26 protein-coding genes are annotated in these 22,173 nt (G+C 68.0%); 13 read left to right on the top strand and 13 right to left on the bottom strand.

The genetic code is table 11. The features are described from left to right. Positions 1-29 precede the first annotated feature (29 nt). On the bottom strand, positions 30-896 hold the full coding sequence (locus tag RJ03_RS21825; protein ID WP_051025044.1) for an NAD-dependent protein deacetylase: 867 nt from the start codon (positions 894-896) through the stop codon (positions 30-32). A gap of 41 nt (positions 897-937) precedes the next feature. Next, positions 938-1,759: a COG4705 family protein gene (locus tag RJ03_RS21820; RefSeq protein WP_036505340.1), complete on the bottom strand. Its 822-nt coding sequence runs from the start codon at positions 1,757-1,759 to the stop codon at positions 938-940. A gap of 213 nt (positions 1,760-1,972) precedes the next feature. Here RJ03_RS21820 and RJ03_RS21815 point away from each other — a divergent pair, with 213 nt between their 5' ends. Continuing rightward, entirely contained in the window at positions 1,973-3,301 is a 1,329-nt protein-coding gene (locus RJ03_RS21815; protein WP_245552355.1) for a sensor histidine kinase, read from the top strand. Position 3,302: 1 nt separating this feature from the next. On the opposite strand, the gene RJ03_RS21810 is transcribed toward RJ03_RS21815, so the two are convergent. From RJ03_RS21810 to RJ03_RS21775, 8 genes are all read right to left on the bottom strand, one after another. Beyond that, positions 3,303-3,995, bottom strand: a complete 693-nt coding sequence (locus tag RJ03_RS21810; protein ID WP_036505339.1) for a response regulator transcription factor — start codon at positions 3,993-3,995, stop codon at positions 3,303-3,305. A 41-nt stretch (positions 3,996-4,036) separates the two neighbouring features. Next, the gene (locus RJ03_RS35155; protein WP_157121864.1) at positions 4,037-4,480 is read right to left on the bottom strand and encodes an acyl transferase; all 444 of its coding nucleotides are present in this window, start codon (positions 4,478-4,480) and stop codon (positions 4,037-4,039) included. Positions 4,481-4,754: 274 nt separating this feature from the next. Beyond that, positions 4,755-5,519, bottom strand: coding sequence for an IclR family transcriptional regulator (locus RJ03_RS35150; RefSeq protein WP_063064487.1), 765 nt, complete (start codon positions 5,517-5,519; stop codon positions 4,755-4,757). Positions 5,520-5,582: 63 nt separating this feature from the next. Then, the gene (locus tag RJ03_RS35145) at positions 5,583-6,317 is read right to left on the bottom strand and encodes a DUF8020 domain-containing protein (RefSeq protein WP_051025038.1); all 735 of its coding nucleotides are present in this window, start codon (positions 6,315-6,317) and stop codon (positions 5,583-5,585) included. Between the two features lie 15 nt (positions 6,318-6,332). Continuing rightward, positions 6,333-7,034, bottom strand: a complete 702-nt coding sequence (locus tag RJ03_RS21790) for a DUF8020 domain-containing protein (protein WP_036505337.1) — start codon at positions 7,032-7,034, stop codon at positions 6,333-6,335. A 133-nt stretch (positions 7,035-7,167) separates the two neighbouring features. Then, complete coding sequence (locus RJ03_RS21785; protein ID WP_036505334.1) at positions 7,168-8,013, bottom strand: alpha/beta fold hydrolase; 846 nt, start codon at positions 8,011-8,013, stop codon at positions 7,168-7,170. A 73-nt stretch (positions 8,014-8,086) separates the two neighbouring features. Beyond that, positions 8,087-8,434, bottom strand: coding sequence for a DoxX family protein (locus RJ03_RS21780; protein ID WP_036505332.1), 348 nt, complete (start codon positions 8,432-8,434; stop codon positions 8,087-8,089). 54 nt (positions 8,435-8,488) lie between these two features. Beyond that, positions 8,489-8,908, bottom strand: a complete 420-nt coding sequence (locus tag RJ03_RS21775; RefSeq protein ID WP_036505330.1) for a hypothetical protein — start codon at positions 8,906-8,908, stop codon at positions 8,489-8,491. Between the two features lie 288 nt (positions 8,909-9,196). On the opposite strand from RJ03_RS21775, the gene RJ03_RS21770 reads away from it, so the two are divergent. The 7 genes from RJ03_RS21770 to RJ03_RS21740 are packed head-to-tail and all read left to right on the top strand — an operon-like array spanning position 9,197 to position 15,824. Further along, positions 9,197-10,189 carry a quinone oxidoreductase family protein gene (locus RJ03_RS21770; protein ID WP_036505328.1) on the top strand — a complete coding sequence of 331 codons (993 nt, stop codon included), beginning with the start codon at positions 9,197-9,199 and terminating at the stop codon, positions 10,187-10,189. Next, the gene (locus RJ03_RS21765; protein WP_036505325.1) at positions 10,186-11,079 is read left to right on the top strand and encodes a TauD/TfdA dioxygenase family protein; all 894 of its coding nucleotides are present in this window, start codon (positions 10,186-10,188) and stop codon (positions 11,077-11,079) included. The genes RJ03_RS21770 and RJ03_RS21765 overlap by 4 nt, the downstream gene beginning before the upstream one ends. Positions 11,080-11,119: 40 nt before the next feature. After that, a complete protein-coding gene (locus tag RJ03_RS21760; RefSeq protein ID WP_036505324.1) occupies positions 11,120-12,172 on the top strand; it encodes a beta-keto acid cleavage family enzyme in 1,053 nt (350 codons plus the stop codon). Between the two features lie 22 nt (positions 12,173-12,194). Further along, complete coding sequence (locus RJ03_RS21755; protein ID WP_036505323.1) at positions 12,195-12,791, top strand: RBBP9/YdeN family alpha/beta hydrolase; 597 nt, start codon at positions 12,195-12,197, stop codon at positions 12,789-12,791. Further along, entirely contained in the window at positions 12,791-13,561 is a 771-nt protein-coding gene (locus RJ03_RS21750) for a CoA transferase subunit A (RefSeq protein WP_036505382.1), read from the top strand. Before RJ03_RS21755 ends, RJ03_RS21750 begins: the two co-directional genes overlap by 1 nt. Then, positions 13,558-14,223 carry a 3-oxoacid CoA-transferase subunit B gene (locus RJ03_RS21745; protein WP_036505321.1) on the top strand — a complete coding sequence of 222 codons (666 nt, stop codon included), beginning with the start codon at positions 13,558-13,560 and terminating at the stop codon, positions 14,221-14,223. Before RJ03_RS21750 ends, RJ03_RS21745 begins: the two co-directional genes overlap by 4 nt. Positions 14,224-14,225: 2 nt before the next feature. Then, positions 14,226-15,824 carry a long-chain-fatty-acid--CoA ligase gene (locus tag RJ03_RS21740; protein WP_051025036.1) on the top strand — a complete coding sequence of 533 codons (1,599 nt, stop codon included), beginning with the start codon at positions 14,226-14,228 and terminating at the stop codon, positions 15,822-15,824. On the opposite strand, the gene RJ03_RS21735 is transcribed toward RJ03_RS21740, so the two are convergent. Continuing rightward, positions 15,818-16,849, bottom strand: a complete 1,032-nt coding sequence (locus RJ03_RS21735) for an AraC family transcriptional regulator (RefSeq protein ID WP_036505379.1) — start codon at positions 16,847-16,849, stop codon at positions 15,818-15,820. The genes RJ03_RS21740 and RJ03_RS21735 overlap by 7 nt on opposite strands. Positions 16,850-17,050: 201 nt before the next feature. On the opposite strand from RJ03_RS21735, the gene RJ03_RS21730 reads away from it, so the two are divergent. From RJ03_RS21730 to RJ03_RS21720, 3 genes are all read left to right on the top strand, one after another. Next, positions 17,051-18,367: an MFS transporter gene (locus tag RJ03_RS21730; protein ID WP_036505320.1), complete on the top strand. Its 1,317-nt coding sequence runs from the start codon at positions 17,051-17,053 to the stop codon at positions 18,365-18,367. A gap of 11 nt (positions 18,368-18,378) precedes the next feature. Further along, positions 18,379-19,110, top strand: a complete 732-nt coding sequence (locus tag RJ03_RS35140; protein ID WP_157163474.1) for a DUF8020 domain-containing protein — start codon at positions 18,379-18,381, stop codon at positions 19,108-19,110. Positions 19,111-19,193: 83 nt separating this feature from the next. Further along, positions 19,194-19,550: a carboxymuconolactone decarboxylase family protein gene (locus tag RJ03_RS21720; RefSeq protein ID WP_051025061.1), complete on the top strand. Its 357-nt coding sequence runs from the start codon at positions 19,194-19,196 to the stop codon at positions 19,548-19,550. Between the two features lie 96 nt (positions 19,551-19,646). Here the strand turns inward: RJ03_RS21720 and RJ03_RS21715 are convergent, their stop codons facing one another. Next, positions 19,647-20,018 (bottom strand): hypothetical protein, encoded by a 372-nt coding sequence (locus RJ03_RS21715; protein ID WP_036505318.1) that lies wholly within the window; start codon positions 20,016-20,018, stop codon positions 19,647-19,649. Positions 20,019-20,128: 110 nt separating this feature from the next. Here RJ03_RS21715 and RJ03_RS21710 point away from each other — a divergent pair, with 110 nt between their 5' ends. Beyond that, positions 20,129-20,908: an acyl-[acyl-carrier-protein] thioesterase gene (locus RJ03_RS21710; protein ID WP_051025034.1), complete on the top strand. Its 780-nt coding sequence runs from the start codon at positions 20,129-20,131 to the stop codon at positions 20,906-20,908. 43 nt (positions 20,909-20,951) lie between these two features. On the opposite strand, the gene RJ03_RS21705 is transcribed toward RJ03_RS21710, so the two are convergent. Further along, entirely contained in the window at positions 20,952-21,416 is a 465-nt protein-coding gene (locus RJ03_RS21705) for a hypothetical protein (protein ID WP_036505317.1), read from the bottom strand. Positions 21,417-21,540: 124 nt separating this feature from the next. On the opposite strand from RJ03_RS21705, the gene RJ03_RS21700 reads away from it, so the two are divergent. Further along, a complete protein-coding gene (locus tag RJ03_RS21700) occupies positions 21,541-22,161 on the top strand; it encodes a PadR family transcriptional regulator (protein ID WP_036505374.1) in 621 nt (206 codons plus the stop codon). The last annotated feature ends 12 nt before the right edge of the window (positions 22,162-22,173 follow it).

Below are 22,173 nucleotides of genomic sequence, written 5' to 3'. Positions count from 1 at the left end.
GGTGGACCACGGTCCACCGGCTACTCGTGTCATACGGAGACGCCGTCGGGCGGGATCAGCGCGTCGGCGAGCGCCGCGAGGGTGGGCGAGCAGCCGGAATCGATACGGACGATGGCCGATTCGTCACCTCGCGTGGCGCCGCGGTTCACGATCACCACCGGCTTACCTGATTTCGCCGCGCGGCGGACGAATCGCAGCCCCGACATGACCGTCAGCGAGGAACCCGCGACCACCATCGCATCGGCCGCGTCGACCATCGAGAATGCTTCGGCCACACGGTCTTTCGGGACGTTCTCGCCGAAGTAGACGATATCGGGCTTCAACATCCCGCCACAGTGGCCACAGTCGACCATGCGGAAGCTGTCGGTCTCGCGGACCACGGCATCGGCGTCCGGCGCCACCTCGATACCCGTCGCCGTCGCCAGTTCGGCGAAGCCGGGATTGGCCGCCTCCAGCCGGTCGGCGAGCGTCATACGCGAGATCAGGCCGTGGCACGACAGACAGCGCACCCGCGCATAGGTGCCGTGCAGATCGATGACGGCGCGATGCCCGGCCTTGGTGTGCAGCAGGTCCACGTTCTGCGTGATCAGCCCGCCGACCACGCCCGCACGTTCGAGCCGGGCCAGCGCGCGATGGCCGAGATTGGGCCGCGCGGCGTCCATCCGCCGCCAGCCGACGTGATTGCGCGCCCAGTAGCGCTGCCGGAACACCGGATCTCCGACGAACTGCTGATAGGTCATCGGATTGCGGGGCGGCGAATCCGGTCCGCGATAGTCGGGGATACCGCTGTCGGTGGACATGCCGGCCCCGGTCAGCACCACGATCCGCCGGCCCGCCAGCACCTCCACCGCACGATCGAGGCCGGTTGTCGTCGGCAGGGTCGCGAGCTCGGGCATGAATCCAGGTTACGAGCCTGGACGCGATGTTCTCCCAGGGCTTATTCGATGACCCGGACCAGATCGTCGTCGGCCTGCTCCGGTGCGGTCCGGGCGGCCTTCGCATGGCTGTAGGCGATGCCCGCGACCAGAATGGCCAACAGGACCGCCGAGGTGCCGTAGGTGCCGAACCCCAGTCCGCCGCTGCTGTGCGATTTGGACAGCAGATCACCCGCGGTGGCGCCGAGCGGCCGGGTGAGGATGAAGGCCATCCAGAACAGGACGACACCCGAGATCGGCGTGAAGTAGTGCGCCAGCAGGATGACCACCATGATCGTGCCGATCAGTGCCGCACCACCGCCGTAACCGAGGCCGGAGCTGTCGGACAGGTAGTCGCCGAGCGAGGTGCCGAGGGTGTTCGACAGCAGGATCGCCGCCCAGTACAGCATCTCGCCGCGCAGCGTCCGGATATTCGAGACGTCGTAGGTCTGCCCGCTGAACCGCCAGATCACGAAGACGATCGCCAGGCCGCTGATCAGCAACGCCGCACCCGCGCCGTAGCCGAGTCCGCCGTCGGTCGAGGTGTCCGAACCCGGGCCGCGGTTGATCAGATCGGACATGGTGGTGCCGGCCGTGCTGGTCGCGGCGATCACCGTCCAATACAGGGCGGGATGGAAACGTCGGGCGCGCAACTGAGCGACGAGGCTGACCACGAAGATGGCGAGAAACAGCAGCGATGCCGTCGCGTAGCCCAGCTTCAGGGTCTGCGCCAGCAGATCGCCGCCGGTCTCGCCCAGGGTGGTCGCGGCGATCTTCAGAACCCAGAACAATGCCGTGACCTGGGGGAGCTTATATCCGGTACGGGCCGGTGCCGGGTTGGTCACGTGGTAGTCCTTTCCGGGCCGCGAGCCGGCGACCGTCTCGACACAGGGACGGCGGCATTCTGCCCGCCCGTCGCTGAGACGACGCTGAGATCGTGACGGGCTCGCCGCCGTCGTGGTCGATGATGGGCCGTCGTGGTCGATGATGAGTGGGTGCATCGGTTCCGGCGTTGGACACATCCGTCGCGGTGGGGGGTGCGGATCCGGTCTGCCCTCGTGTCGGCCCTGGCGGTCGGTGTCGTGTTGCTCGTCGCCGCGGGCGCGATGGTCTGGTTGCTGCACCGTTCGCTGATCGACGAACTCGACGGTGCCGCACAGGCCCGGGCCGCCGAGATCGCGGAGACGCTCGAACACGACCCGGCTCGGGTGCGCGAACTCACGCGCGCGGAGGACGGGCGCATCGCGGCGGCCCAGGTCGTCGCCCCCGACGGGACGGTGATCTGGGGATTCGACGATCCGCACGGAGTACTCGCCACGCCACCGGCGGGAGCGCGACGTGCCGCCGGGCTGTCGGCCTCATCGGGATATGACGAGGACTTGCGGGTCGCGAGCCGTGTCGCCGAGACACCGTCGGGCCGATATCAGGTGCTGGTCGCGGTCGACACCGAATCGGTCGAGCGTGCGGTCGCCCGGGTCGGAGCATTGCTGGCGGTGGGGGCGCCGATCGTGGTGCTGGCCGCCGCCGCGGCAACGTATCTGCTGGTCGGCCGCTCGTTGCGGTCGGTGGAGGCGATCCGCGAGCGCGTGGCCCGGATCGGCGCCACCGAACTGTCCGAGCGGGTGCCGGTGCCGGCGCCGCGCGACGAGATCGCCCGGCTGGCCGAGACGATGAACGATATGCTCGCGCGCGTCGAGGCCGGGCACCGGGCCCAGCGCCGCTTCGTCGGTGACGCCTCCCACGAATTGCGCAGTCCGCTCGCCACGGTCACGGCCGCACTGGAATTGGCGCGTCACCGCCCCGAAATCGTGGACGCGGAACTGATCGACGGCACGCTGCTCCCGGAAGCCGAGCGCATGCGGCGGCTGATCGACGATCTGCTGACCCTGGCCGCGGCCGATGAGCAGGGACTCGAATTACGCACGGGTGACGTCGATCTCGACGATATCGCCCAGTCCGCGGCCGCCGCCGCTCGCCTGCGCGGGGAGAGGACGGTCGAGACGGACATCCGCCCGACCCGCATCGTCGGTGATCCGGAGCGGTTGGCGCGGGCACTGCGCAATATCGTCGACAACGCGCTCGCCCACGCGCGTTCGCGGATTGTGATCGCGGTCGCGGAGAATTCCGAGCCGGGAGCGTCCGCCGCCCGCATCGTCGTGGACGACGACGGACCGGGCATTCCCGCGGCGGACCGCATGCGGGTATTCGATCGTTTCGTGCGACTCGAGGCCGATCGGTCCCGGACGACCGGAGGTTCGGGCCTCGGGCTGGCGATCGTCGCGGAGATCGTGGCGGCCCACGGGGGCGCGGTGCACGTGGCCGAATCACCCTGGGGCGGTGCGCGATTCGTCGTCGAACTGCCGCCGGCGGGACCACCGGACCGGTGACTCACTCCGGTGCGGTCGCGACCTCCGAGTCGATCAGCCGATAGCCGACTCCGCGCAGGGTTTCGATGCTGTTGCTGCCGAACGGCGTATCGATCTTCTTGCGCAGATACCCGATATAGACCTCGACGACATTCTCCGGGCCGTCGTAGTGCGCATCCCAGACGTTGCGCAGGATCTCGGTTTTGGTGAGGGCGCTGCCCTTGTGCCGCAACAGATATTCGAGCAGCCCGAATTCCCTGGGCGTCAGGGCCAATTCGGCACCGGCGCGGGAGGCCGAGCGTCGCCGCGGGTCCAGCCGCAGGTCACCGGCGGCCAGAATGTCGGGCTGCTGTGGTGCGCGGCGGCGCAGCAGGGCGCGCAGACGCGCGGTGAGCACGACGAAGGAGAACGGCTTGGTGAGATAGTCGTCGGCGCCCAGATCCAGCGCGTCGACCTGGTCGTAGTCGCCGTCCTTGGCGGTGAGCATCAGCACCGGGGTGGAGATGTCGCGTTCCCGCAGCCGGCGCAGCACCTCGTAGCCGCTCAATTCGGGCAGCATGATGTCGAGCACGATGACGTCGAAGTCGTCCTCGGTCGCCCACCACAGGCCGTCGGTCCCGGTATGAGCCTGCTGGACGACGAAACCCTCCAGTTCCAGGCCGCGCCGCAGGGTCGCGGCGAGCCGGGGCTCGTCCTCCACCACCAGCACACGCATCTCCCCAGCATGCCCGACGCGGATCGAGGGCCGCGCGGGCACTACAACCAGATGCCCGATTCGACGACCCACACGCCGCCGTTGTTCTTGCGGGCGGGCTGGGACAACTGCAGGGAGACCCGCTGTCCGTTCGGCCCGGTCGCGACCGCGAGGTAGGCGCCGTCGTGGGTGATCGTCGGCCGCGACCAGCCGAAGCGCCCGGAGACGAAGGCGCGCGCGACGGCGTCCTCGTCCAGCCGCCACGGCTGGTGACCGGCGTCGGCCGACTGCTGCAACTGTTCGGCCGCGTCGCCGCTGATGCCTTCGCCGGGGAAGGCGGTGCCGGCGGGTGGACGGTCGCCGGCGGCCGGGCTGGCCGGAGAGACGACGGGAAGGTCGGACGTCGGTGCGGAGGGTATTTCGGCGGGTCCGGCCGGTGTCCGCTCGAAACCGCCGGAGCTGTCGTCGGTTTCGCCGGAGGTGTTCCCGGCGGGCGCTTGCGTCATCGACCGATATCCGACGGTGTTCGGTCCTTCCGAAGCCGGTGAGTCGGTCGAGCAGGCGACGAGGGTGGCGGTGACTGCGACCCCGGTCGCGACGGTGACGACGCGGAGTATCTCCGTGGCCCGGAGCTGCCGGTGGCCGGAGATATGAGGGAGTCGGGTGTGGGAGCGCATGGGCGGTCTCCTGATGCGATCGGTGCCGTCATCGTGTGATCCGCGCCCGGTCGGTGGGTGTTAGCGACGGTGAGGCGTATCGGCGCAAATCGAGACCACTCCGTCACCGTGACGGTCGCGGGCGATGGTGATCGCTCACCTGCCGCGACCGCGGCGTCAGCCCCCCGCGGATCTCGGCGGCCGCGGCCCGCACCCGCGGTGCGATCCGCCGCAGCGCTGCCGGACGATCACAGACGACACCCACCGCCGCCGACGCATCGACGGCCACGGCCACCGCGGCCAACCCGGATCCGAATTCGTCGTCGTCGTAATCGGTTGCGCGACAACCTATTCGATGTAGACGGCGATGCAGCGCCGCGAGATCGAATCCGGGCTCGACATCGGTCACTCGCGCTTCGACATCTTCGGGTGGCAGTTGCGCCAGCGCGACCCGGCCGAGGCTGCTGCGGTGGGCCGCCACCCGGGTCCCGACCCGGGTGGGCACCGCCGTCGCCGCGTGGCCGCCGAGTTTGTCCAGGTAGAGCACCTCCCCGCCGTCCAATGCCCCGAGATGGACCACGGCCGCCGTGGCCAGCAGCAATTCGTGCAGTATCGGCGCCGCGCAGGCACGTAACCGGGACAGTCGCGCGGTATCGGCGTTCCACGTGCGGACGCGCCGGCCCAGCGCGTAACCGTCCGTGCCGTGGGTGAGCCACTCCAGTGCGATGAGCTGCCGCACGATCCGATGCACGGTGGCGCGCGGCAGCCGGGTGCGGACGGCGATCTGGCCGAGCGTCAGATGCCGATCCGGCGCCTGGAACAGGTCCATCACCAGGGTGGCGCGCTCGAGCATGGTCAGAGGCAGCTGAGCTGCGGCTACCTCGGACATGTACCGATGGTAGGAGCCGCCCGCGGTGCGCGACGGGCAAGTTATCCATTCGGTACGCCGAGCTCACCCGCCGGATCCGGACGCCGATCCGGCGCCGAGGCCGTTCGCGGATCCGCTGGGTAGTTGCAGCTGTGCGTCCGGTGCGCCGGTGCCGTTCGGGTCGAGCATTCCGCCCTGCCCGGCGTAGGAGCTCTGTCCCGGTGGCGCCTGCAGCACCGTGAGGTAGTTCCACAATCCCGCCGCGAGCGCACCGCCGCCGACCAGCACCGTGCCCGCGACACCGCCCGCGCCGGCGAATGCCAGGACGGCCGCCGGAATCGTCGCCAGACAGCCGGGACCCACCACCAGGCAGGTACTCGCTCCGACCGCGGCGCCGACGAGGGCGCCCAGCACGGTGCCGACGACCGTCCCGATCACCGGCCCGCGCGACATGATGGTCGCGAAATCGTTGAGCGCCAACTGGTTCTCCATCGCGGAAGCCGCGGGGCGCTTCGCGATATCCGGTGTCATCGTGAGGGTTCGCCCGCCGTCGCCGATGCGGATGTCGATGGGGTGGGCGACGCCGTCCACGGTGAAGCTCGCGGGCAGCGTCGCGACGCGAGTGCCGTCCACGGTCACGCGAACGGAACCGTCGGCACCCGCGCTGAATGCGCCGGAGTCGAAACCGCTGAGAACGACCGCACCCGAAACGGTTTCGATACTCGGCCCGGGCGGCTCGGCGGACGAGGTGGCGACGGTGACGGACGCGGTCAGGGCCGCGGTGGCCGCGGTGAGCGCGGCGATCGTACGGTGGGACATCTTCGCCTCCCGCCCTCAGCGACCGGTGTCCGGCACGCCGGGCCGGCCACGCAGATCGGGGGCGTATTCGCTGGTTCCCGGCGGTGCCAGCAGCGTCGTGACATAGCGGTAGAGCCCCGCTGCGGTGGCGGGACCGCCGCCCAGGACCAGGCCCGCGACACCGCCCGCGGCCCCCGCGAGGCTGACGATCGGCAGCACGGCGACCACACAGGCGACGCTCAGCACCGCACACGAGGCGCCCGCGAGCGCGATTCCGAGCCCGACGCCGAGGACCGCGCCCACCGCCGTGCCGATCAGCGCGCCGACGGACGTGCCGATACTGACCGCATTGACCAGGTCGTTCATCGCGAGCTGGTTCTCCAGCGGGGAGGCGACCGGGGTGAGGGCAGCGCGGCGCAGGCCCGCGGTGTCCGGTGTCAGCGTGAGAGTCGTCGCATCCGCGCCGATCTGCTCGCGGATCGGCATGCGCTGGTCGCCGATCGCGTAGGCCAGCGGCAGGGCATCGAGCACGCGTCCCGCCTCGTCCCGGATGGTGACCGCGGTGACGCCGGGGTCGACGGCGAAGGTGCCGTGCGTCAATTCGACTGTCACCGAACCGCTGTCGGTCGCTTCGGCATGGTAGGTGACGAACGCCGGGGCCGGATCGGCCGCTGCCGTCCCCGCCGCGGCCAGTGTTGCGGCGCAGACTGCCGCGATCGTCGAGATCCGAATCTTCATGGGGCGCCCCCTCGTCTCGATCCACCGGGCGCTCGTGACGCCCGGCCCCGGTTCGGGTGCGGTGTGTCACACGCGACGTGCGGGGAGCCGGACCGTAGCGCGGCGGATTCGGAAGCGTCCGAGGGCGTCTCGCTCAGCGAGACAGATGTTCCTTCGTGGCCGGGAGTCCGGCCAGGAAGGTGGTGATCGCCGACGTCACCGTCTCCGGATCCTCGACCATCGGCAGATGTCCGCAGTCGCTGAGTACGAGACGTTCACGGGGACATAATGTTTCGTCGAGCCGCGCGCCGGCGGCCGCCGACAGGATCCGATTGCGCCGACCCCAGACGGTACATATCGGCGGGAACTCGGGGCCCGGAGTGAATTCGTCGAGCGCGGCGAAGGCGGGGAAGTCCTGCACCAGCCGGTCGAGGGCGAGCAGGCGGCCACGGTCGGCCCAATGCGCCTGCAGGCGTGGGTCTTTCTGTAATTCCCGGTCGCGCCCGCGCGGTCCCAGCTGATGGGCGACGATCAGTGCGACGAGTGCCTTCGGCAGCGCGAGCCGCCGGGCCAACGGCGCGAGCGGCGCGAACCGGTCGAACCACATCAGCGGCGCCTGATTCCCGTGCCGCACGGTATTCCAGGTGAGCGGATTGATCAGTACCAATCCACGCAGCCGTGCCGGATCGTCGATCGCGAAACTCAGCGACGTCGCGCTGCCCAGGCAATTTCCGACCAGCACCACCCGGTTCAGCCGGTGCTCGTCGAGAAAGGCCCGAAGCATCGCCACATAGTCGGCGAGTCGATATCCCCGCGGCTGTTCCGATTCCCCGTATCCGGGCAGATCCAGCGCGAATACCTCGTACCGGCCCCGCAGCGACGCCACCTGGTCGTCCCAGATCCGCCGCTGGGCGCCCGCGTTGTGGATGAAGACGATCGGATCGCCGTGGCCCGCGCGGTCGTAGACCACGCGCCGCCCTCGATACACGAATTCCGCCACGACGACTCCTCACATCTACGAACATCGGTGTTCGTAAGTGGGTACGGTACCGCACCGGCCCAGATCGCGCTGCTCAGCGGGCCAATTGCAAGGCCAGCGTCGCCGCGGCCGGAATCAGATACAGAGCCGGGAAGATCGTGGTCCCGTAGGAATGGGCGCGCACGGTGGTCGCCATCGCGCCGAGGAAATACAGAATCAATCCGACGGCCGCCGCCACCCCGATCGCCGGGACGAAGAAGCCCACCACGAGCCCCAGCGCCCCGGCGGATTTGGCGAGGGCGAGCCGGTTCCACCAGCTTCGCGGCACCCCGTACCGGTTCAGCGGTTCCACGACGAATTCGCTCTTGTTGAACAGTGAATAGCCGGAGAATCCGATCCACAGTGCCGCTGCCGTGCCGACGATGTAATACGCGATGTTCATGCCGGTATGACGACGCCGTGGTCAAGAGTGTGACATGCCGGCGCGAATGCTCGGTCAGCGTCGCTGGAGGGTGATTCCCGCGATCGGATACGGGACGTCGATCGAGGTTCCGGCGGCATTCAGGGTGCCTTCCCAATACCCCTGTCGCGCATCGATATCCCGCAGATCCAATCCGACCGGCATGCCCTCGAACGTCACATAGGTCTCATCGGGGCCGGCCGCGTTCTGCCGGCCGGTCTTCGAGGAGTTTCCGCACACCAGGGTCACGGCCGTGCTGTCGACGAATACCTGCAAGTCGCAGTTGTGCACGGGTGAGCCGATCGTATTGTCGGGGTGTTGCGTGATGTGGTAGATCCCGGCCGGAATGATCCCGTTGGCGGGGTCTTCCGGGTTGTCGGCGGAGGCGGCGGCCGGCACCGCGGAAAGGGTGGCGGCGGCCAGTGCGGCTCCGGCCGCGGCGCGTCGAACGTTCATGGTCCGGCTCCCATCGGTCGATCCATCGAAATCGGCCGGATGTCGAGAGTCGCCTCGGCATCCGGGTCGCTCTGAGGGGAGGATTCCCCGCTCCCGCGAACGAAACCAGCGATGCGATGGCGTCGCGTCCGGCTGGGTGATCGGCCAGCGCACCGGTTAGGCGATGTCCCGAAATATCAAGTTTCGCGTCCCGTGAAGATAAGCAATTGGCCCATTCTGTGCCTACCGTTGAGTGCATCACCCGGTGCGGGGTCGATGCCCCGGCCCCGCAGAAAGAGGAGATGTGCTGTGCCACAAGCCTTTCGCTATTACGAGACCGGTGCGCCGGAGGTGCTGCGCTGGGAGCACGTGGAAGTCGGCGAACCGGGTCCGGACGAGGTGCGGATCAGCCACCGAGCGGTGGGCCTGAACTTCGCCGACACCTATTTCCGTACGGGGCTGTACCCGGCGCCCCTGCCCGCGGGAATGGGCGTCGAGGGCGCGGGCGTGATCGAGGCCGTGGGGCCCGGTGTCACCGGCTTCGCCCCGGGCGACCGGGTGACCTACACGGGCAGTCCGCTCGGCGCCTACAGCACGGAGCGCGTGATGCCGGCCGAACATCTGATCGCGCTTCCGGACGGGATCGGCTTCGACACCGCGGCGGCGATGACCATGCGCGGCCTGACGGCGGCGTACCTGCTGCGCCGGATCCACCCGCTGCGCCCCGGCGATACGGTGCTGGTCCACGCCGCCGCGGGCGGGGTCGGGCTGATCTTCACGCAATGGGCGAAGCTGCTGGGCGTCACCGTGATCGGCACCGTCTCCTCCGACCGGAAGGCCGAAATCGCGCGGGCCCACGGTTGCGATCACGTCATCGTGTACACCCGGGAGAACGTCGCGGAGCGCGTGCGCGAACTCACCGACGGCGCCGGTGTCCGCGTGGTCTACGACAGCATCGGCAAGACGACCTTCGAATCCTCGCTGGATTCGCTGGCTCGACGCGGGCTGCTGGTGTGCTTCGGCACGGCGTCGGGCCCGGTGCCGCCGATCGACGCCATGACACTGGCCGTCAAGGGTTCGCTGTTCGTCACCCGGCCGGCACTGGCCGACTACATCGCCGACCCGGCCGAGCGCGCCGAACTGGCCGGGGAGTTGTTCGCCCACGTCGCCGCGGGCCGTATTCGCATCGACATCAATCAACGCTACGAGCTCGCGGACGCGGTGACCGCACACCGCGATCTGGAGCAGGGCACGAGCATCGGCTCGTCGGTCTTCACCGTGGGCCGGGAAGGACAGTCATGACAAGCATTGCCCCCGTGCGTCTTTCGGCGCGCTCCACACCGTTCGGCGTGCGACCGCTCACCTGCACCATCGGCGCGGAGTTGTTCGATCTGGACCTGGCCGAGGTGGCCCGCGACGACACGCTGTTCGCCGCACTGAAGGACCTGCTCCTCGAACACAAGGTGCTGTTCTTCCGGAATCAGAACATCAGCCGCGCCGAACATGTCGCTCTCGCACAGCGTTTCGGGCCGCTGGAGGACCATCCCGTACTGGGCAGTGATCCCGAACATCCCGGGCTGGTTCGCATCTACAAGGATCTCGACAGCGCGCCGGAACACTACGAGAACGCCTTCCATTGCGATGCGACCTGGCGCGAGGCCCCGCCGATGGGGTGCGTGCTCCGCTGCGTCGAGACGCCGGCGGTCGGCGGCGACACCATCTGGGTGAATATGGCCGAGGCGTATCGCCGGCTGCCCGAGTCGGTGCGCTCGCGGATCGCGGGTTTGCGGGCGCGCCATTCCATCGAGGCCAGCTTCGGCGCGATGCGCCCGGACGCCGAACGCCTGCGGCTGCACGAGCAGTTCCCGGACGCGGAGCACCCGGTGGTGCGCACCCATCCGGAAACCGGCGAAAAGGTGTTGTTCGTCAACGCCTTCACCACACATTTCGTCAATTACCACACGCCGGAGAACGTGCGCTTCGGCATCGACTACGCGCCCGGTGCCTCGGAACTGCTGAACTATCTGGTCCGGCAGGCGAGTGTCCCCGAATATCAGGTCCGCTGGCGGTGGTCCGAGAACAGCTTCGCCATCTGGGACAACCGCTGCACCCAGCACTATGCCGTGCAGGACTACTTCCCCGACGTTCGCAAGATGGAACGCGCGGGCATCATCGGCGACAAGCCGTTCTGAAAGTCATTTCACCACAATTTGTTTCGATCGGAGTACAGCCATGTTCTTTCACGACGACGCCTTGTTCCCGGAGAGCCAGGACAAGCTGGTCATCACCAGCGCGCCGTACGGGCCGGAATGGGAGCCCGACGACTTCCGCGAAGATCTGCCGCTGACCATGGAGGAACATATCCAGCAGGCGGTCGACTGCTACGAGGCCGGCGCCACCGTACTGCACATCCACGTGCGTGAGCTCGACGGCAAGGGCTCCAAGCGCCTGTCGAAGTTCAACGAATTGCTCGCCGGGCTGCGCGAAGCCGTTCCGGAGATGATCCTGCAGGTGGGCGGATCGATTTCGTTCGCGCCCGAAGGCGAAGGCGCCGAGGCGAAGTGGTTGTCCGACGACACTCGTCACATGCTGGCCGAACTCGATCCCGCACCGGATCAGGTGACGATCGCGATCAACACCAGCCAGATGAACATCATGGAGCTGATGACCGCCGACGATATCGCCGGCACCTCGATGCAGCGGCCGGAACTGGCCGAGGCCTACCGGGAGATGACCGTCCCGGCCGGACCGGCGTGGGTCGCCGAACATCTGCGTCGCCTGCAGGCCGCGGGGATCCAGCCGCATTTCCAGCTGTCGAGCATTCCGCAGCTCGAGACGGTCGAGCGGCTGATCCGTCGCGGGGTGTACACCGGTCCGCTGAATCTGACCTGGGTCGGCATCGGTGGCGGCTTCGACGGGCCGAATCCGTACAACATCATGAATTTCATCCAGCGCGTCCCCGACGGGGCGTGCCTGACCCTCGAGACGCTGATGCGCTCGGTGTTGCCGGTCAATGCGATGGCGATCGCCCTGGGTCTGCACACCCGCTGCGGTAACGAGGACACCATCTGGGGGCGCAAGGGCCGGAAGGCGACCTCGGTCGAGCAGATCCAGCAGCTGGTCCGCATCGCCGGCGAGCTGGGCCGCGAGGTCGCCACCGGCAAGGAGGCGCGCGATATCTACAAGATCGGCACCACCTACGCCGACGCCGACGAGACGCTGGCGAAGATCGGGTTCGCGCCGAACCGGAAGCCCGGTCAGGTCGGATTCACTCACCACGCCTGAGCACAGAAGGGATTGCCGCACAGTGCGATGCGCCATCGAACCGACCGTGGTGATCGTGCCCGGCCTGCGCGATCACGTACCCGATCACTGGCAGACCAGGTTGGCCCAGGATCTGGACCGGGTGTGCACGGTACCGCCGCTCGAGCACGACAAACTCGATCTGCCGGCCCGAGTGGCGGCGTTGGACCGGGTGTTGACGGAGGTGGACGGCCCGGTCGTCCTCGTGGCGCACAGCGCGGGTGTCATGATCACCGTGCACTGGGCGCAACGGGCCGGCCGCGACATCCACAGTGCGCTGCTCGCGACGCCCGCCGATGTCGAAAAGCCCTTTCCCCCTGGCTATCCGACCTCGGAAGAGCTGAATCGGCACGGCTGGCAGCCGATTCCGCGTCGACGCCTCCCGTTCCCGAGCATCGTCGCCGCCAGCACCACCGATCCGCTGGCATCGTTGCGGCGGGTGGCCGGTATGGCGGAGGCGTGGGGCAGCCGGCTGGTCGACCTGGGTGATGTCGGGCATCTCAATCCGGCCTCGGGATTCGGCCACTGGGGCCGCGCCCGGGAACTGCTGCGGGAAACCGTCGATCTGGGCCGGCCGTCCGCTGCCGTGCAGGAGGTGTGATGACCGAGGTGATGACGTCGGCGGCCGCCGCGGTCGCCGATATCGCGTCCGGATCGTCGGTGGCGGTGGGCGGATTCGGCGTGTGCGGTATCCCGGACACGCTGATCGAGGCGCTCGCCGCCGCGGGAGCGGATGAACTCGCCCTCGTCTCCAACAATTGCGGCACGGCGACGCACGGCACGGGAATTCTGCTGGCGGACAAACGGGTACGCCGCGTCACCGCCTCCTATGTCGGTGAGAACGCGGAGTTCGCCCGGCAGTATCTGTCGGGCGAACTCGAAGTCGAACTCACTCCGCAGGGCACCCTCGCCGAACGGCTGCGGGCCGGCGGAGCCGGTATCGCCGCCTTCTACACACCGGCCGGGGTCGGCACGCTGATCGCCGACGGCGGAATGCCGTGGCGCTTCGGGCCGAACGGCAGCGTGGCGGTCGCGTCGCCGCCGAAACCGGTGGTCACCTTCGCCGGTCCCGCCGGGCCGAAACGCTATGTGCTGGAGGAGGCGATCACCACCGACTTCGCCCTGGTGCACGCGCTCATCGGTGACACCGCCGGCAATCTGGTCTTCGACAAATCGGCGCGCAACTTCAATCCACTGGTCGCGGGGGCGGGCCGGATCTGCATCGCCGAGGTCGAAACACTCGTGCCCGCAGGCGATCTCGAACCGGACCGCGTCCACCTGCCCGGAATCTTCGTCGACCGCATCGTGGCGACCGGCCCGGCGCGGGGTCTCATCGAAAAGCGGACGGTGCGCGGCGAGGAGAAGAAATGAGCGGCGTCATCGCCCGTTCCGGATGGGATCGCTCCGCGATGGCGGCGCGGGCGGCGCGAGAACTGCGCTCGGGTGAATACGTCAATCTCGGCATCGGCCTGCCCACGCTGATTCCCGACCACCTGCCCGCCGATATCCGGGTCACCCTGCACTCGGAGAACGGCATCCTCGGTACCGGGCCCTATCCGGCCGAGTCCGAGGTCGACGCGAATCTGATCAATGCCGGCAAGGAGACCGTCACGGTGCTTCCCGGTGCGTCCTTCTTCGATTCCGCCGCCAGTTTCGGGATGATCCGGGGTGGCCACATCGATACCGCGATCCTCGGCGGTATGCAGGTGTCGGCGACCGGTGACCTCGCCAATTGGATGGTGCCGGGCCATCTGGTCAAGGGTATGGGCGGAGCGATGGACCTGGTACACGGCGCCCGCCGCGTGATCGTGCTGATGGAGCACACCGACAAATCCGGCGCTCCGAAACTGGTGAGCCGCTGCACATTACCGCTGACCGGTGTGGGTGTGGTCCATCGCGTCATCACCGACCTGGCCGTTCTCGACATCACCGCATCCGGTCCGGTGCTGCGCGAATGCGCACCGGGCGTGACCGAGGACGACGTCGTCGCCGCGACCGGCGCGCCCGTCCGCATCGACATGGGAGGACACTGACCGTGCTCAATCTCGCGATGCTGCTGGAGGATTCCGCGCGCCGCCGCCCGGATACCGATGCGGTGCGGCTCGGTGCACTGCGCACGACCTACGCCGAGCTGAACGCCCGCGCGGCGCAGGTAGCCAACCTGCTGGTCGAATGGGGTGTGCGACCGGGTGACGCGGTCGCCCTCACCTGCCCGAATCTCCCCGACTTCGCCGCGGTCTACTTCGGGATACTGAAGGCGGGCGCGGTGGTCGTGCCGCTCAACATCCTGCTCAGGCCGGCCGAGATCGCCTATCACCTGGAGGATTCCGGCGCCGCCGTCTATATCTGTTTCGAGGGAACCGCGGAACTGCCGACCGGCGAATTCGGTGTGGATGCCTTCGCACGAGTTTCCGGTTGCCGCGAAATGTTCGTCATCACCGCCGATTCCGCGGCCGGCTCACGGCATCCGGGTATCGGAACATTGGAACGGGCGCTCGCGTCGCAGCCCACGACCTTCGATACGGCGGTGCGCCGCCCGGACGACACCGCGGTCATCCTCTACACGAGCGGTACGACCGGAAAACCCAAGGGCGCGGAGCTCACTCACGCGAATATGGTGCTGAACGCGCTGACTGCCACTCGATTGTTCGACTCCGCACCGGACCGGCCCGACACCCATCTGGTGACGTTGCCGCTGTTCCATTCGTTCGGACAGACCATCGATATGAACGCGGGCCTGGCCACCGGCGCGACGCTGGTGATGATGCCGCGGTTCGACGCCGCGGCCGCCCTCCGGCTGATGGCCGACGAGCACATCACATTCTTCGCCGGTGTTCCGACCATGTATTGGAGCCTGCTGCACGCGATCGACGACGACATCGACACCGAGCGGTTGGCCGCCACCTTGCGACGGGCGGTATCGGGCGGCGCCGCCTTACCGATCGAGATTCACTCGCGTTTCGCGCAGCGCTTCGGTGTCCGCATCCTGGAGGGATACGGCATGTCGGAAACGTCCCCGCTGGCGATCTTCGCGGATCCCGAGCGAGAGCCGCGGCCCGGTTCCATCGGTGTACCGGTCTGGGGAATCGAAGCGCGGCTGATCGACTCGGAGTGGAATACGCTGCCCGACGACGATGCCGTCGGTGAGATCGCGATTCGCGGCCACAATGTGATGAAAGGCTATCTCGGCCGGCCGGACGCGAATCGGGAGACGATGCGCGACGGCTGGTTGCGTACCGGGGACCTCGCCCGGCGCGACCGCGACGGCTTCTACTACATCGTCGACCGGGCCAAGGACATGATCGTGCGCGGCGGTTTCAACGTCTATCCCCGTGAGATCGAAGAAGTCCTGCTGACCCACCCGGGTGTCTCGCTCGCCGCGGTGATCGGCATTCCCGACGACCGGTACGGGGAGGAGATCGTGGCGTTCGTCGTCCCCGAACGCAATGCGCGTCCGGACCCCGACGAGATTGTCGCCTGGTGCCGAGAACGCCTGGCGGCCTACAAATATCCGCGCCGGATCGAGTTCACCGACACCTTGCCCATGACCGCGAGCGGCAAAATCCTCAAACGCGAATTGCGCGTGCGCGACCGGCGGGAGCGAACCGGCGTGCCCGCGGATTCGGATCATTGAGCGGTATCGCCGCTTTCGCCACTGTTTTTCGATGCGGCCCGACGCCATTGGCTCGGGCTGCATCCGTGATGGCTGCGGAACCAGCGCGTGAAACTGGCGGGGCTGGAGAAACCGAGCATATCCGCGATCTCGGTGAGTGAACGCCCCTGATTTCCCACCACCCGGCGGGCCAGATCCAGCCGGGTGGTGTTCACGATCTCCGAGTAGGTGTGTCCCTCGTCTGCCAGCCGACGGTGGACGGTGCGGCGGTCCACGCCGAGACTGCGGGCGATCTGGTCGGCGGAGCAGCGACCGGTGGGCAGCAGCATTTCGACGAGTTCCTGCACCCGGTCGCGCATGGCCGTTTCGTGGGCGGTGTCCACGGCGCCGAGCAATTGTTGCGTGTACGGCCGCAACAGCGGGTCCGACATCGGATTCGGGGTATCGAGATCGCTTGTGTAGAGCGTTATTCCGCTGAATTCGTGCTCGAATCTCAACTGGGACCCGAACAATCGCAGATGCGTGCTTCGATCCCGCGGCGCGGAATGGGTGAAGGTGGTTTCCGCCGGTTGCCATGCCGCGCCGAGGAACGCACGCAGAATTCCCTGCATCGCGCCCATGGCCAGCTCGGTGGCCTGCCGGGTACTGCGGTGCTCGCCGATGTCCAGACTCAGACGGACGTGGGCGATGCCGTTGCGTTCGGTGAGCCGGATATGCAGGGATTCGTTGTAGGTGTGCTGATGGCGCACCATCAGTTCGAGGGCGCTGCGCACATCGGGTTCCTCGCGGATCACCAGACTCAGCGGCCCCAGATTGGACAATCGCCGCCGCTCCGCGAGCAGCAGGCCGAAATCCTGCCGGCCGGATTCGGCGGCCGAGCGCTCGAGAAGTTCGGTGACGGCCGCGGCGGGCACCCAGCGGTCCTGCAGGCTCAGGCCCGCGGGATCGAGCCCGGCCTCGCGAATGAGACGGGCCGGATCGAGCCCGAGAGATTGGCCCAGATCCACGTAATCGTTCAGTGCCGCGTACCGCGCCAAGGGTTTCATCAGCGCCTCGCTGTCCCAGATTGTTCGCATCCGTGTCCCCGAGAGTAAAGCACGATAGAGGCGGCGACCCTACTGTTGTCTCCATCACATCGAGGCGGGCGCCCCGATTTCGCCGAGCGGCCACCGGAACCGAGCGGTCCGCGCCCTACCTTCCCAGCTCCGGCGGGTGGTCCATCGCCCGCCGCGTTCGTAGGAGCACCCATGCAGTTGAACACCACCCCCGAGCGTCCAGCGGCGCGGGATTCGGTCGCATCGACCGGACTGCCCGGCCGGGCGCGGCGATACCCCTGGCTGGTCTTCGCCCTCGCCTTCGGACTGTTGCTCGCCGACTACATGTCCCGGCAGGTCCTCAGCGCGGTCTTTCCCCTGCTGAAAACCGAATGGGGTCTGACCGATTCGCAACTCGGATCGCTGAACAGCGTGGTGGCGCTGATGGTGGGGCTGCTGACGTTCCCGCTGTCGCTGCTGGCGGATCGGTGGGGGCGGGTGAAGAGCCTGGTGCTGATGGCGACGCTGTGGAGTATCGCCACGCTGCTGTGCGCACTCGCGTCGAACTATCACCAGATGCTCGGCGCGCGGTTCCTGGTGGGGGTCGGTGAGGCGGCCTACGGCAGCGTCGGGATCGCGGTGGTCCTCGGTGTCTTCGCGCCGCGAGTCCATGCCGCGCTGAGCGGTGCGTTCATGGCCGGCGGGTCGTTCGGTTCGGTTCTCGGCGTCGCGGCCGGCGGTGCGATCGCGGTACACCTCGGGTGGCGGTGGTCGTTCGTCACCATGGCGGTGGTGGGCCTGCTGCTCGCCGCGCTCTTCGCGGCGCTGGTCGACGAGCGGAAACTGGCCCGGCACGCCGACCCGGAATCGGCCGAACCCGTGACGCGCAACGGGTTTCGCGCACCGGTGTCGTCGCTGTTCACCAATCCGGCGGTGCTGTGTGCCTATGTCGGTGGTGGCGTACAGCTGTTCGCCGCCGCGGTGCTGCTGGCGTGGACGCCGAGCTTCTTCAATCGGGTCTACGGTCTGGCGGCCGATACCGCGGCCGTCGCCGCCGCCGGTGTCGTGCTGCTGGTCGGCGCCGGAATGGTGTGCTGCGGCATCGTCACCGACCGGATCGGCCGCCGCGACCTGTCACGCAAATGGCTCGCCGCCATCGCGTTCTGCTCGATCTCGCTGATCTGCCTGACGCTCGGATTCAGCGTCGAACACGGTGCGGCGCAACTGATTCTGATCGGCATCGGCGCCTGGTTCTCGGGTGGTTCCTCGGGCCCCACCGCCGCCATGGTGGCCAACCTCACCCATTCGTCGGTCCGGGCCTCCGCGATGGGGACCCTGACGCTGTCCAACAGTCTGCTCGGAATGGCGCTGGGCCCCTTCGTCGTCGGCGTGCTCGCCGACCGCTACGGCCTGACCGCCGCACTACGACTGGCCCCGCTCGCCTATCTGGTCGCGATCGCCGCCCTGGTGGCCGGTCGCTGCCTGTACCCGGCCGGGCTGCGCACACTCGCCGCTGTTCACAACCGATGATGAGGAATCCGATGAAATTCATGACACCCGCACTGATCACGGTTCTCGGGGTCACGGCCGCCGCCGTCACCACCGGTACCGCGCACGCGGAGCCCGATCGCACCGCGGTGCACTACGAGATCGGGCGCCGGGCGGACTCGGCCCTGGTGACGACACCCGACGGCAAACTGAAAGTGGTTGCGGACCAACTGATTCTCACCACCCGTGACGATCGGCCGGTCGCCGCCGTACCGCTGAACTTCGCCGTCGACGACACCGCTTATCCGATCACCGCTCACGTCGACGGCGATACCGCGACACTGACCCCGGACCGCGGTAACGGGCGGCCCACCCAGGCACGACGCGATGTCGTCTCCGTCCGGCAGGCCGCGGAATCGTTCACGCCCCGCGATTCGCAAGCGCTGGGCGCATTCGGTCAGCGCATCGCCATCGCGGCCGGAGTCAGCGCGGTACTCGGCGCGGTGATCGGCGGCGGAATCGGCTGCCTGGTCGGCGGCGCCGTCGGCGCGGCGATCTCCAGTCCGGTGATCATGCTTTTGGCGCCGTTCGTCGGAGCGACCGTCGCCGGCTGTGTCCTGGGCGCAGCGACGCTCGGCGCCGTGGGATCGATGGCCGGCCTCATTCTGGCCGGTGGCCCCATCACCCTCTTCTCCGCCATCCAGTACTTCTCGACCGTGCTGGCACCGTGCCCGCCCGAGCTGCCCTACTGCAAGGACCCCGCACAGCCCGCACCCGCCAAGTAGTCGTCCGCCAGGTCTTCGACCACCTCTGAGGAGGCATCGTGTTCGATTCGCCCACACCGATTTCCACGCCGGTCGTCGACGCCATGCGGGCGGGCGGGAGCTGGAATCCGCTCTGGGATCAGCTCTACGAGTGGGACCCCGAATGGACCGAACGGTTCATGGCCATGAACGCCACACCGATCGCGCGCCACATCTTCCCGCCGGAATTCGTCGAATTGCTGAGCATCGCCATCGACGCGGCATGCACCCACATGTACGCCCCCGGTGTACGCCGCCACATCCGTGCCGCACTGGATCTGGGTGTCCCACCCGAACAGATCGTGACCGTCCTCCAGATGGTCAGCGTCCTCGGCATCCATGCCTGCAACCTCGGCATCCCCATCCTCGCCGAGGAACTCGGCACTCCGCTCACGCCGACGCCATGGCGAGCCGATCGGTAACGTCGATCAACCGGGTGGGGCCGCCGTGCAGGCGGCCCCACCCGGCCTCGTGCACGGCCCCGGCCTGAACCCGTCGGTGGGTTCGGGCAGATCGTCTCAGGCGGTCGTATAGATGGTGTTCACATCCACGAGCAGGGGAGTGTCCTGCCCGGCGACGGTTTCCCCCGGACCACTCCCGGCTGCCTGGAGGTTCTCGTCGAATCCCGCGCCGCTGTAGCAGGCCAGAACTGTCCGACTCGTGTCATATCCTTTGGCCGACAGCAGTTCTCGCGCACGGCGCAGTCGGTCCACATGGCCCAGGGTCATGGTCCGGTCCCACTTCACCTCGCCCAGCGAGAGGATTCGGCGTGGTCGCCCGGTCTCCTCCGGGGCCGGCACCGCGACATCGACCTGGATCTGCTTCTTGTCGCGGGGGTCGTTGACGCGAGCGGAATCCCGAGATCCGAGTGGTCTGACGATCAACTCCATGAGCGGAAAGTGCGGCCTCCTCTGCTCCGTCCGTCCCGCTCGCCGTGTTGACGCCGGTGGTCCGGTGCGGGGTCGCTACGCTGGCGCGGACCCCGGGAGAAGGAGCGTTCATGAGTGCCGCTGTCGATCGGCCGGCCGAGATCGCGTTTCCGTTGCCGGCGTGCCCGGACGAGAGCCGGGCGTTTCACGAGCAGTGGCCGGTGCGGCTCGGGGACACCGATGGGGACGAGCGGCTGCGGCTCGATGCGGTGGCGCGGTATCTGCAGGACATCGGCTACGACCATCTGAAGGTGGTCGAGGACGGGGATCTGCATCCGGGGTGGATCGTGCGCCGGACCGTGATCGACGTGCTGCGGCCCATCGAGTTCGGGGATCAGGTCCATCTGCGGCGCTGGCCGTCGGCCCTGTCGAATCGGTGGTGCAACATGCGCATTCAGGTGCGCAGTGAGAACGGCGGACTGATCGAGACCGAGATGTTCCTCATCCACGTCGATATCGAAGCCGGGCGGCCGGCGCGGATGACCGAACGGTTCATGGCGCCGATGCGCGCGGCCACCGACGAGCATCGCTTGCGGTGGCGCGCCGCCCTGCGCGAACAGTCCGGAGACGGCGGCGAAGTGCGGCCGTTCCCGCTGCGGGTCACCGATGTCGACCGCTACGGGCATGTGAACAACGCGGTGCACTGGGGAGCCGTGGAGGAGGCGCTCGCGCGGTTCCCCGACGCATCGGCGCCGCCCTATCGGGTGATTCTCGAACACGCCGGGCCGGTGCTGGGCGCCGACGAGGTGCTGATCCGCGCCCGGCGGGACGAGGACGGGCTGCATGTGCAGCTCGAAGTCGACGGTAGCGCCCGTACATTGGCGCGGATCGAACCGCTGCCTGATCGCTGAGAGGCCGCGCCGGGCGTTTGCCGCCGCCCGGCGCGACCCGTGATCAGCGCGGCGCGTTGGCCGGATCGGCGAGGGTCGGGGTGCGTCCCTGCCGGTGGGCCTGCCTGGCGTCGTCGAAGAACTCACGGCTGCACAATGCCGAGAGGATCGCGATGCCGCCGCGGTGAACGCGGAACTCGCTCTTGGTGCTGGTCCCGGTCAGCCGGACGATCCGGCCGGCGGCGTCCTGCGGCCGCGCGAAATCCTTCACCCGGCCACGCCCGATCCACTCCAGGTCGCTGTGCTCGACGATCGCGTCGTCGGGAACGAGGAGTTTCACCATGGCGTGGTCGAGGTCGGCGTGGACCACGATCGGGTCGTCGCCCTCGATCCACGGCGAGCGCAGGTCGATGACGACGCTCGCATAGCGGGCCTTCACCGCGAAGTCGGTGGCGCGGGTCCAATCGCCGAGGCGCTTGGTGGTCTCGTGGTCGGCGTGAATGCGGACGGTATCGGTGGTGACGGTCATTGTTCTGGTCCTTCCGGATCGCAGTGGACGGGTTCGCCTGCTCTTCGATAGTGGCACACAAACTAGTATCGAAGCAACTAGTTATTTGAAGACTAGTTGTGCGGCACCTAGTAGGATGAGTCGCATGCCCACCCCCGACCGGTTCAAGCGATCCCCGCTCGCCATGGCGGTGCTCGGCATCCTGCACCTGGAGCCGATGCACCCGTACGCCATTCAGCGCCGCATCAAGGAGTGGGGGAAGGACAAGGTCGTCAACGTGGGGCAGCGCGCCCAGCTGTACAAGACGATCGCGCGACTGCAGGACGCCGGTTTGGTGACGGTCCGCGCGACGGGTCGCGACCAGCAGTATCCGGAACGTACGGTCTACGAGATCACCGACTCCGGCCGCGATGCCTGCACGGCATGGCTCACCGACATGCTCGCCGTGCCCCGCAACGAATTTCCCGAATTTCCTGCGGCCCTGTCGTTTCTGATGCTGCTCGGTCCGGATGGCGCCCGGGTGGAACTGGAACGCCGGCTGAAAGCGTTGCGCGCCGGGCATTCCGAGCTGGAGACCGGCATCGCCCAGGCCGTGCGATTCGGCCTGCCGCGGGTCACCATGCTCGAAGACGAATATCAGCGTGCCGTCACCGAGGCCGAAATTCGGTGGCTGGAAGGCGTTGTCGCCGACCTCGCCGACGGCACGCTCACCTGGTCGTGGGAGTCGCTGGCACAGTTCCAGGACCAGGGCCCCGCGGCCGGCTAGGTACGCGCATCG

The organism is Nocardia aobensis NBRC 100429, assembly GCF_000308375.1.
Lineage (GTDB): Bacteria > Actinomycetota > Actinomycetes > Mycobacteriales > Mycobacteriaceae > Nocardia > Nocardia aobensis.
This window is presented reverse-complemented; position numbering and strand designations above follow the sequence as displayed.

Excerpts from the sequence above, each read along its gene's own strand:
- RJ03_RS21760 (WP_036505324.1), top strand. The coding sequence starts at position 11,120 with ATGTTCTTTCACGACGACGCCTTGTTCCCGGAGAGCCAGGACAAGCTG.
- RJ03_RS21765 (WP_036505325.1), top strand. The coding sequence starts at position 10,186 with ATGACAAGCATTGCCCCCGTGCGTCTTTCGGCGCGCTCCACACCGTTC.
- RJ03_RS21735 (WP_036505379.1), bottom strand. The coding sequence starts at position 16,849 with ATGAAACCCTTGGCGCGGTACGCGGCACTGAACGATTACGTGGATCTG.
- RJ03_RS35155 (WP_157121864.1), bottom strand. The coding sequence starts at position 4,480 with ATGACGCAAGCGCCCGCCGGGAACACCTCCGGCGAAACCGACGACAGC.
- RJ03_RS35145 (WP_051025038.1), bottom strand. The coding sequence starts at position 6,317 with ATGTCCCACCGTACGATCGCCGCGCTCACCGCGGCCACCGCGGCCCTG.
- RJ03_RS21710 (WP_051025034.1), top strand. The coding sequence starts at position 20,129 with ATGAGTGCCGCTGTCGATCGGCCGGCCGAGATCGCGTTTCCGTTGCCG.
- RJ03_RS21720 (WP_051025061.1), top strand. The coding sequence starts at position 19,194 with ATGCGGGCGGGCGGGAGCTGGAATCCGCTCTGGGATCAGCTCTACGAG.
- RJ03_RS21715 (WP_036505318.1), bottom strand. The coding sequence starts at position 20,018 with ATGGAGTTGATCGTCAGACCACTCGGATCTCGGGATTCCGCTCGCGTC.
- RJ03_RS21825 (WP_051025044.1), bottom strand. The coding sequence starts at position 896 with ATGCCCGAGCTCGCGACCCTGCCGACGACAACCGGCCTCGATCGTGCG.
- RJ03_RS21700 (WP_036505374.1), top strand. The coding sequence starts at position 21,541 with ATGCCCACCCCCGACCGGTTCAAGCGATCCCCGCTCGCCATGGCGGTG.
- RJ03_RS21705 (WP_036505317.1), bottom strand. The coding sequence starts at position 21,416 with ATGACCGTCACCACCGATACCGTCCGCATTCACGCCGACCACGAGACC.
- RJ03_RS21780 (WP_036505332.1), bottom strand. The coding sequence starts at position 8,434 with ATGAACATCGCGTATTACATCGTCGGCACGGCAGCGGCACTGTGGATC.
- RJ03_RS21775 (WP_036505330.1), bottom strand. The coding sequence starts at position 8,908 with ATGAACGTTCGACGCGCCGCGGCCGGAGCCGCACTGGCCGCCGCCACC.
- RJ03_RS21730 (WP_036505320.1), top strand. The coding sequence starts at position 17,051 with ATGCAGTTGAACACCACCCCCGAGCGTCCAGCGGCGCGGGATTCGGTC.
- RJ03_RS21790 (WP_036505337.1), bottom strand. The coding sequence starts at position 7,034 with ATGAAGATTCGGATCTCGACGATCGCGGCAGTCTGCGCCGCAACACTG.
- RJ03_RS21810 (WP_036505339.1), bottom strand. The coding sequence starts at position 3,995 with ATGCGTGTGCTGGTGGTGGAGGACGAGCCCCGGCTCGCCGCGACCCTG.
- RJ03_RS21750 (WP_036505382.1), top strand. The coding sequence starts at position 12,791 with ATGACCGAGGTGATGACGTCGGCGGCCGCCGCGGTCGCCGATATCGCG.
- RJ03_RS21745 (WP_036505321.1), top strand. The coding sequence starts at position 13,558 with ATGAGCGGCGTCATCGCCCGTTCCGGATGGGATCGCTCCGCGATGGCG.
- RJ03_RS35150 (WP_063064487.1), bottom strand. The coding sequence starts at position 5,519 with ATGTCCGAGGTAGCCGCAGCTCAGCTGCCTCTGACCATGCTCGAGCGC.
- RJ03_RS35140 (WP_157163474.1), top strand. The coding sequence starts at position 18,379 with ATGAAATTCATGACACCCGCACTGATCACGGTTCTCGGGGTCACGGCC.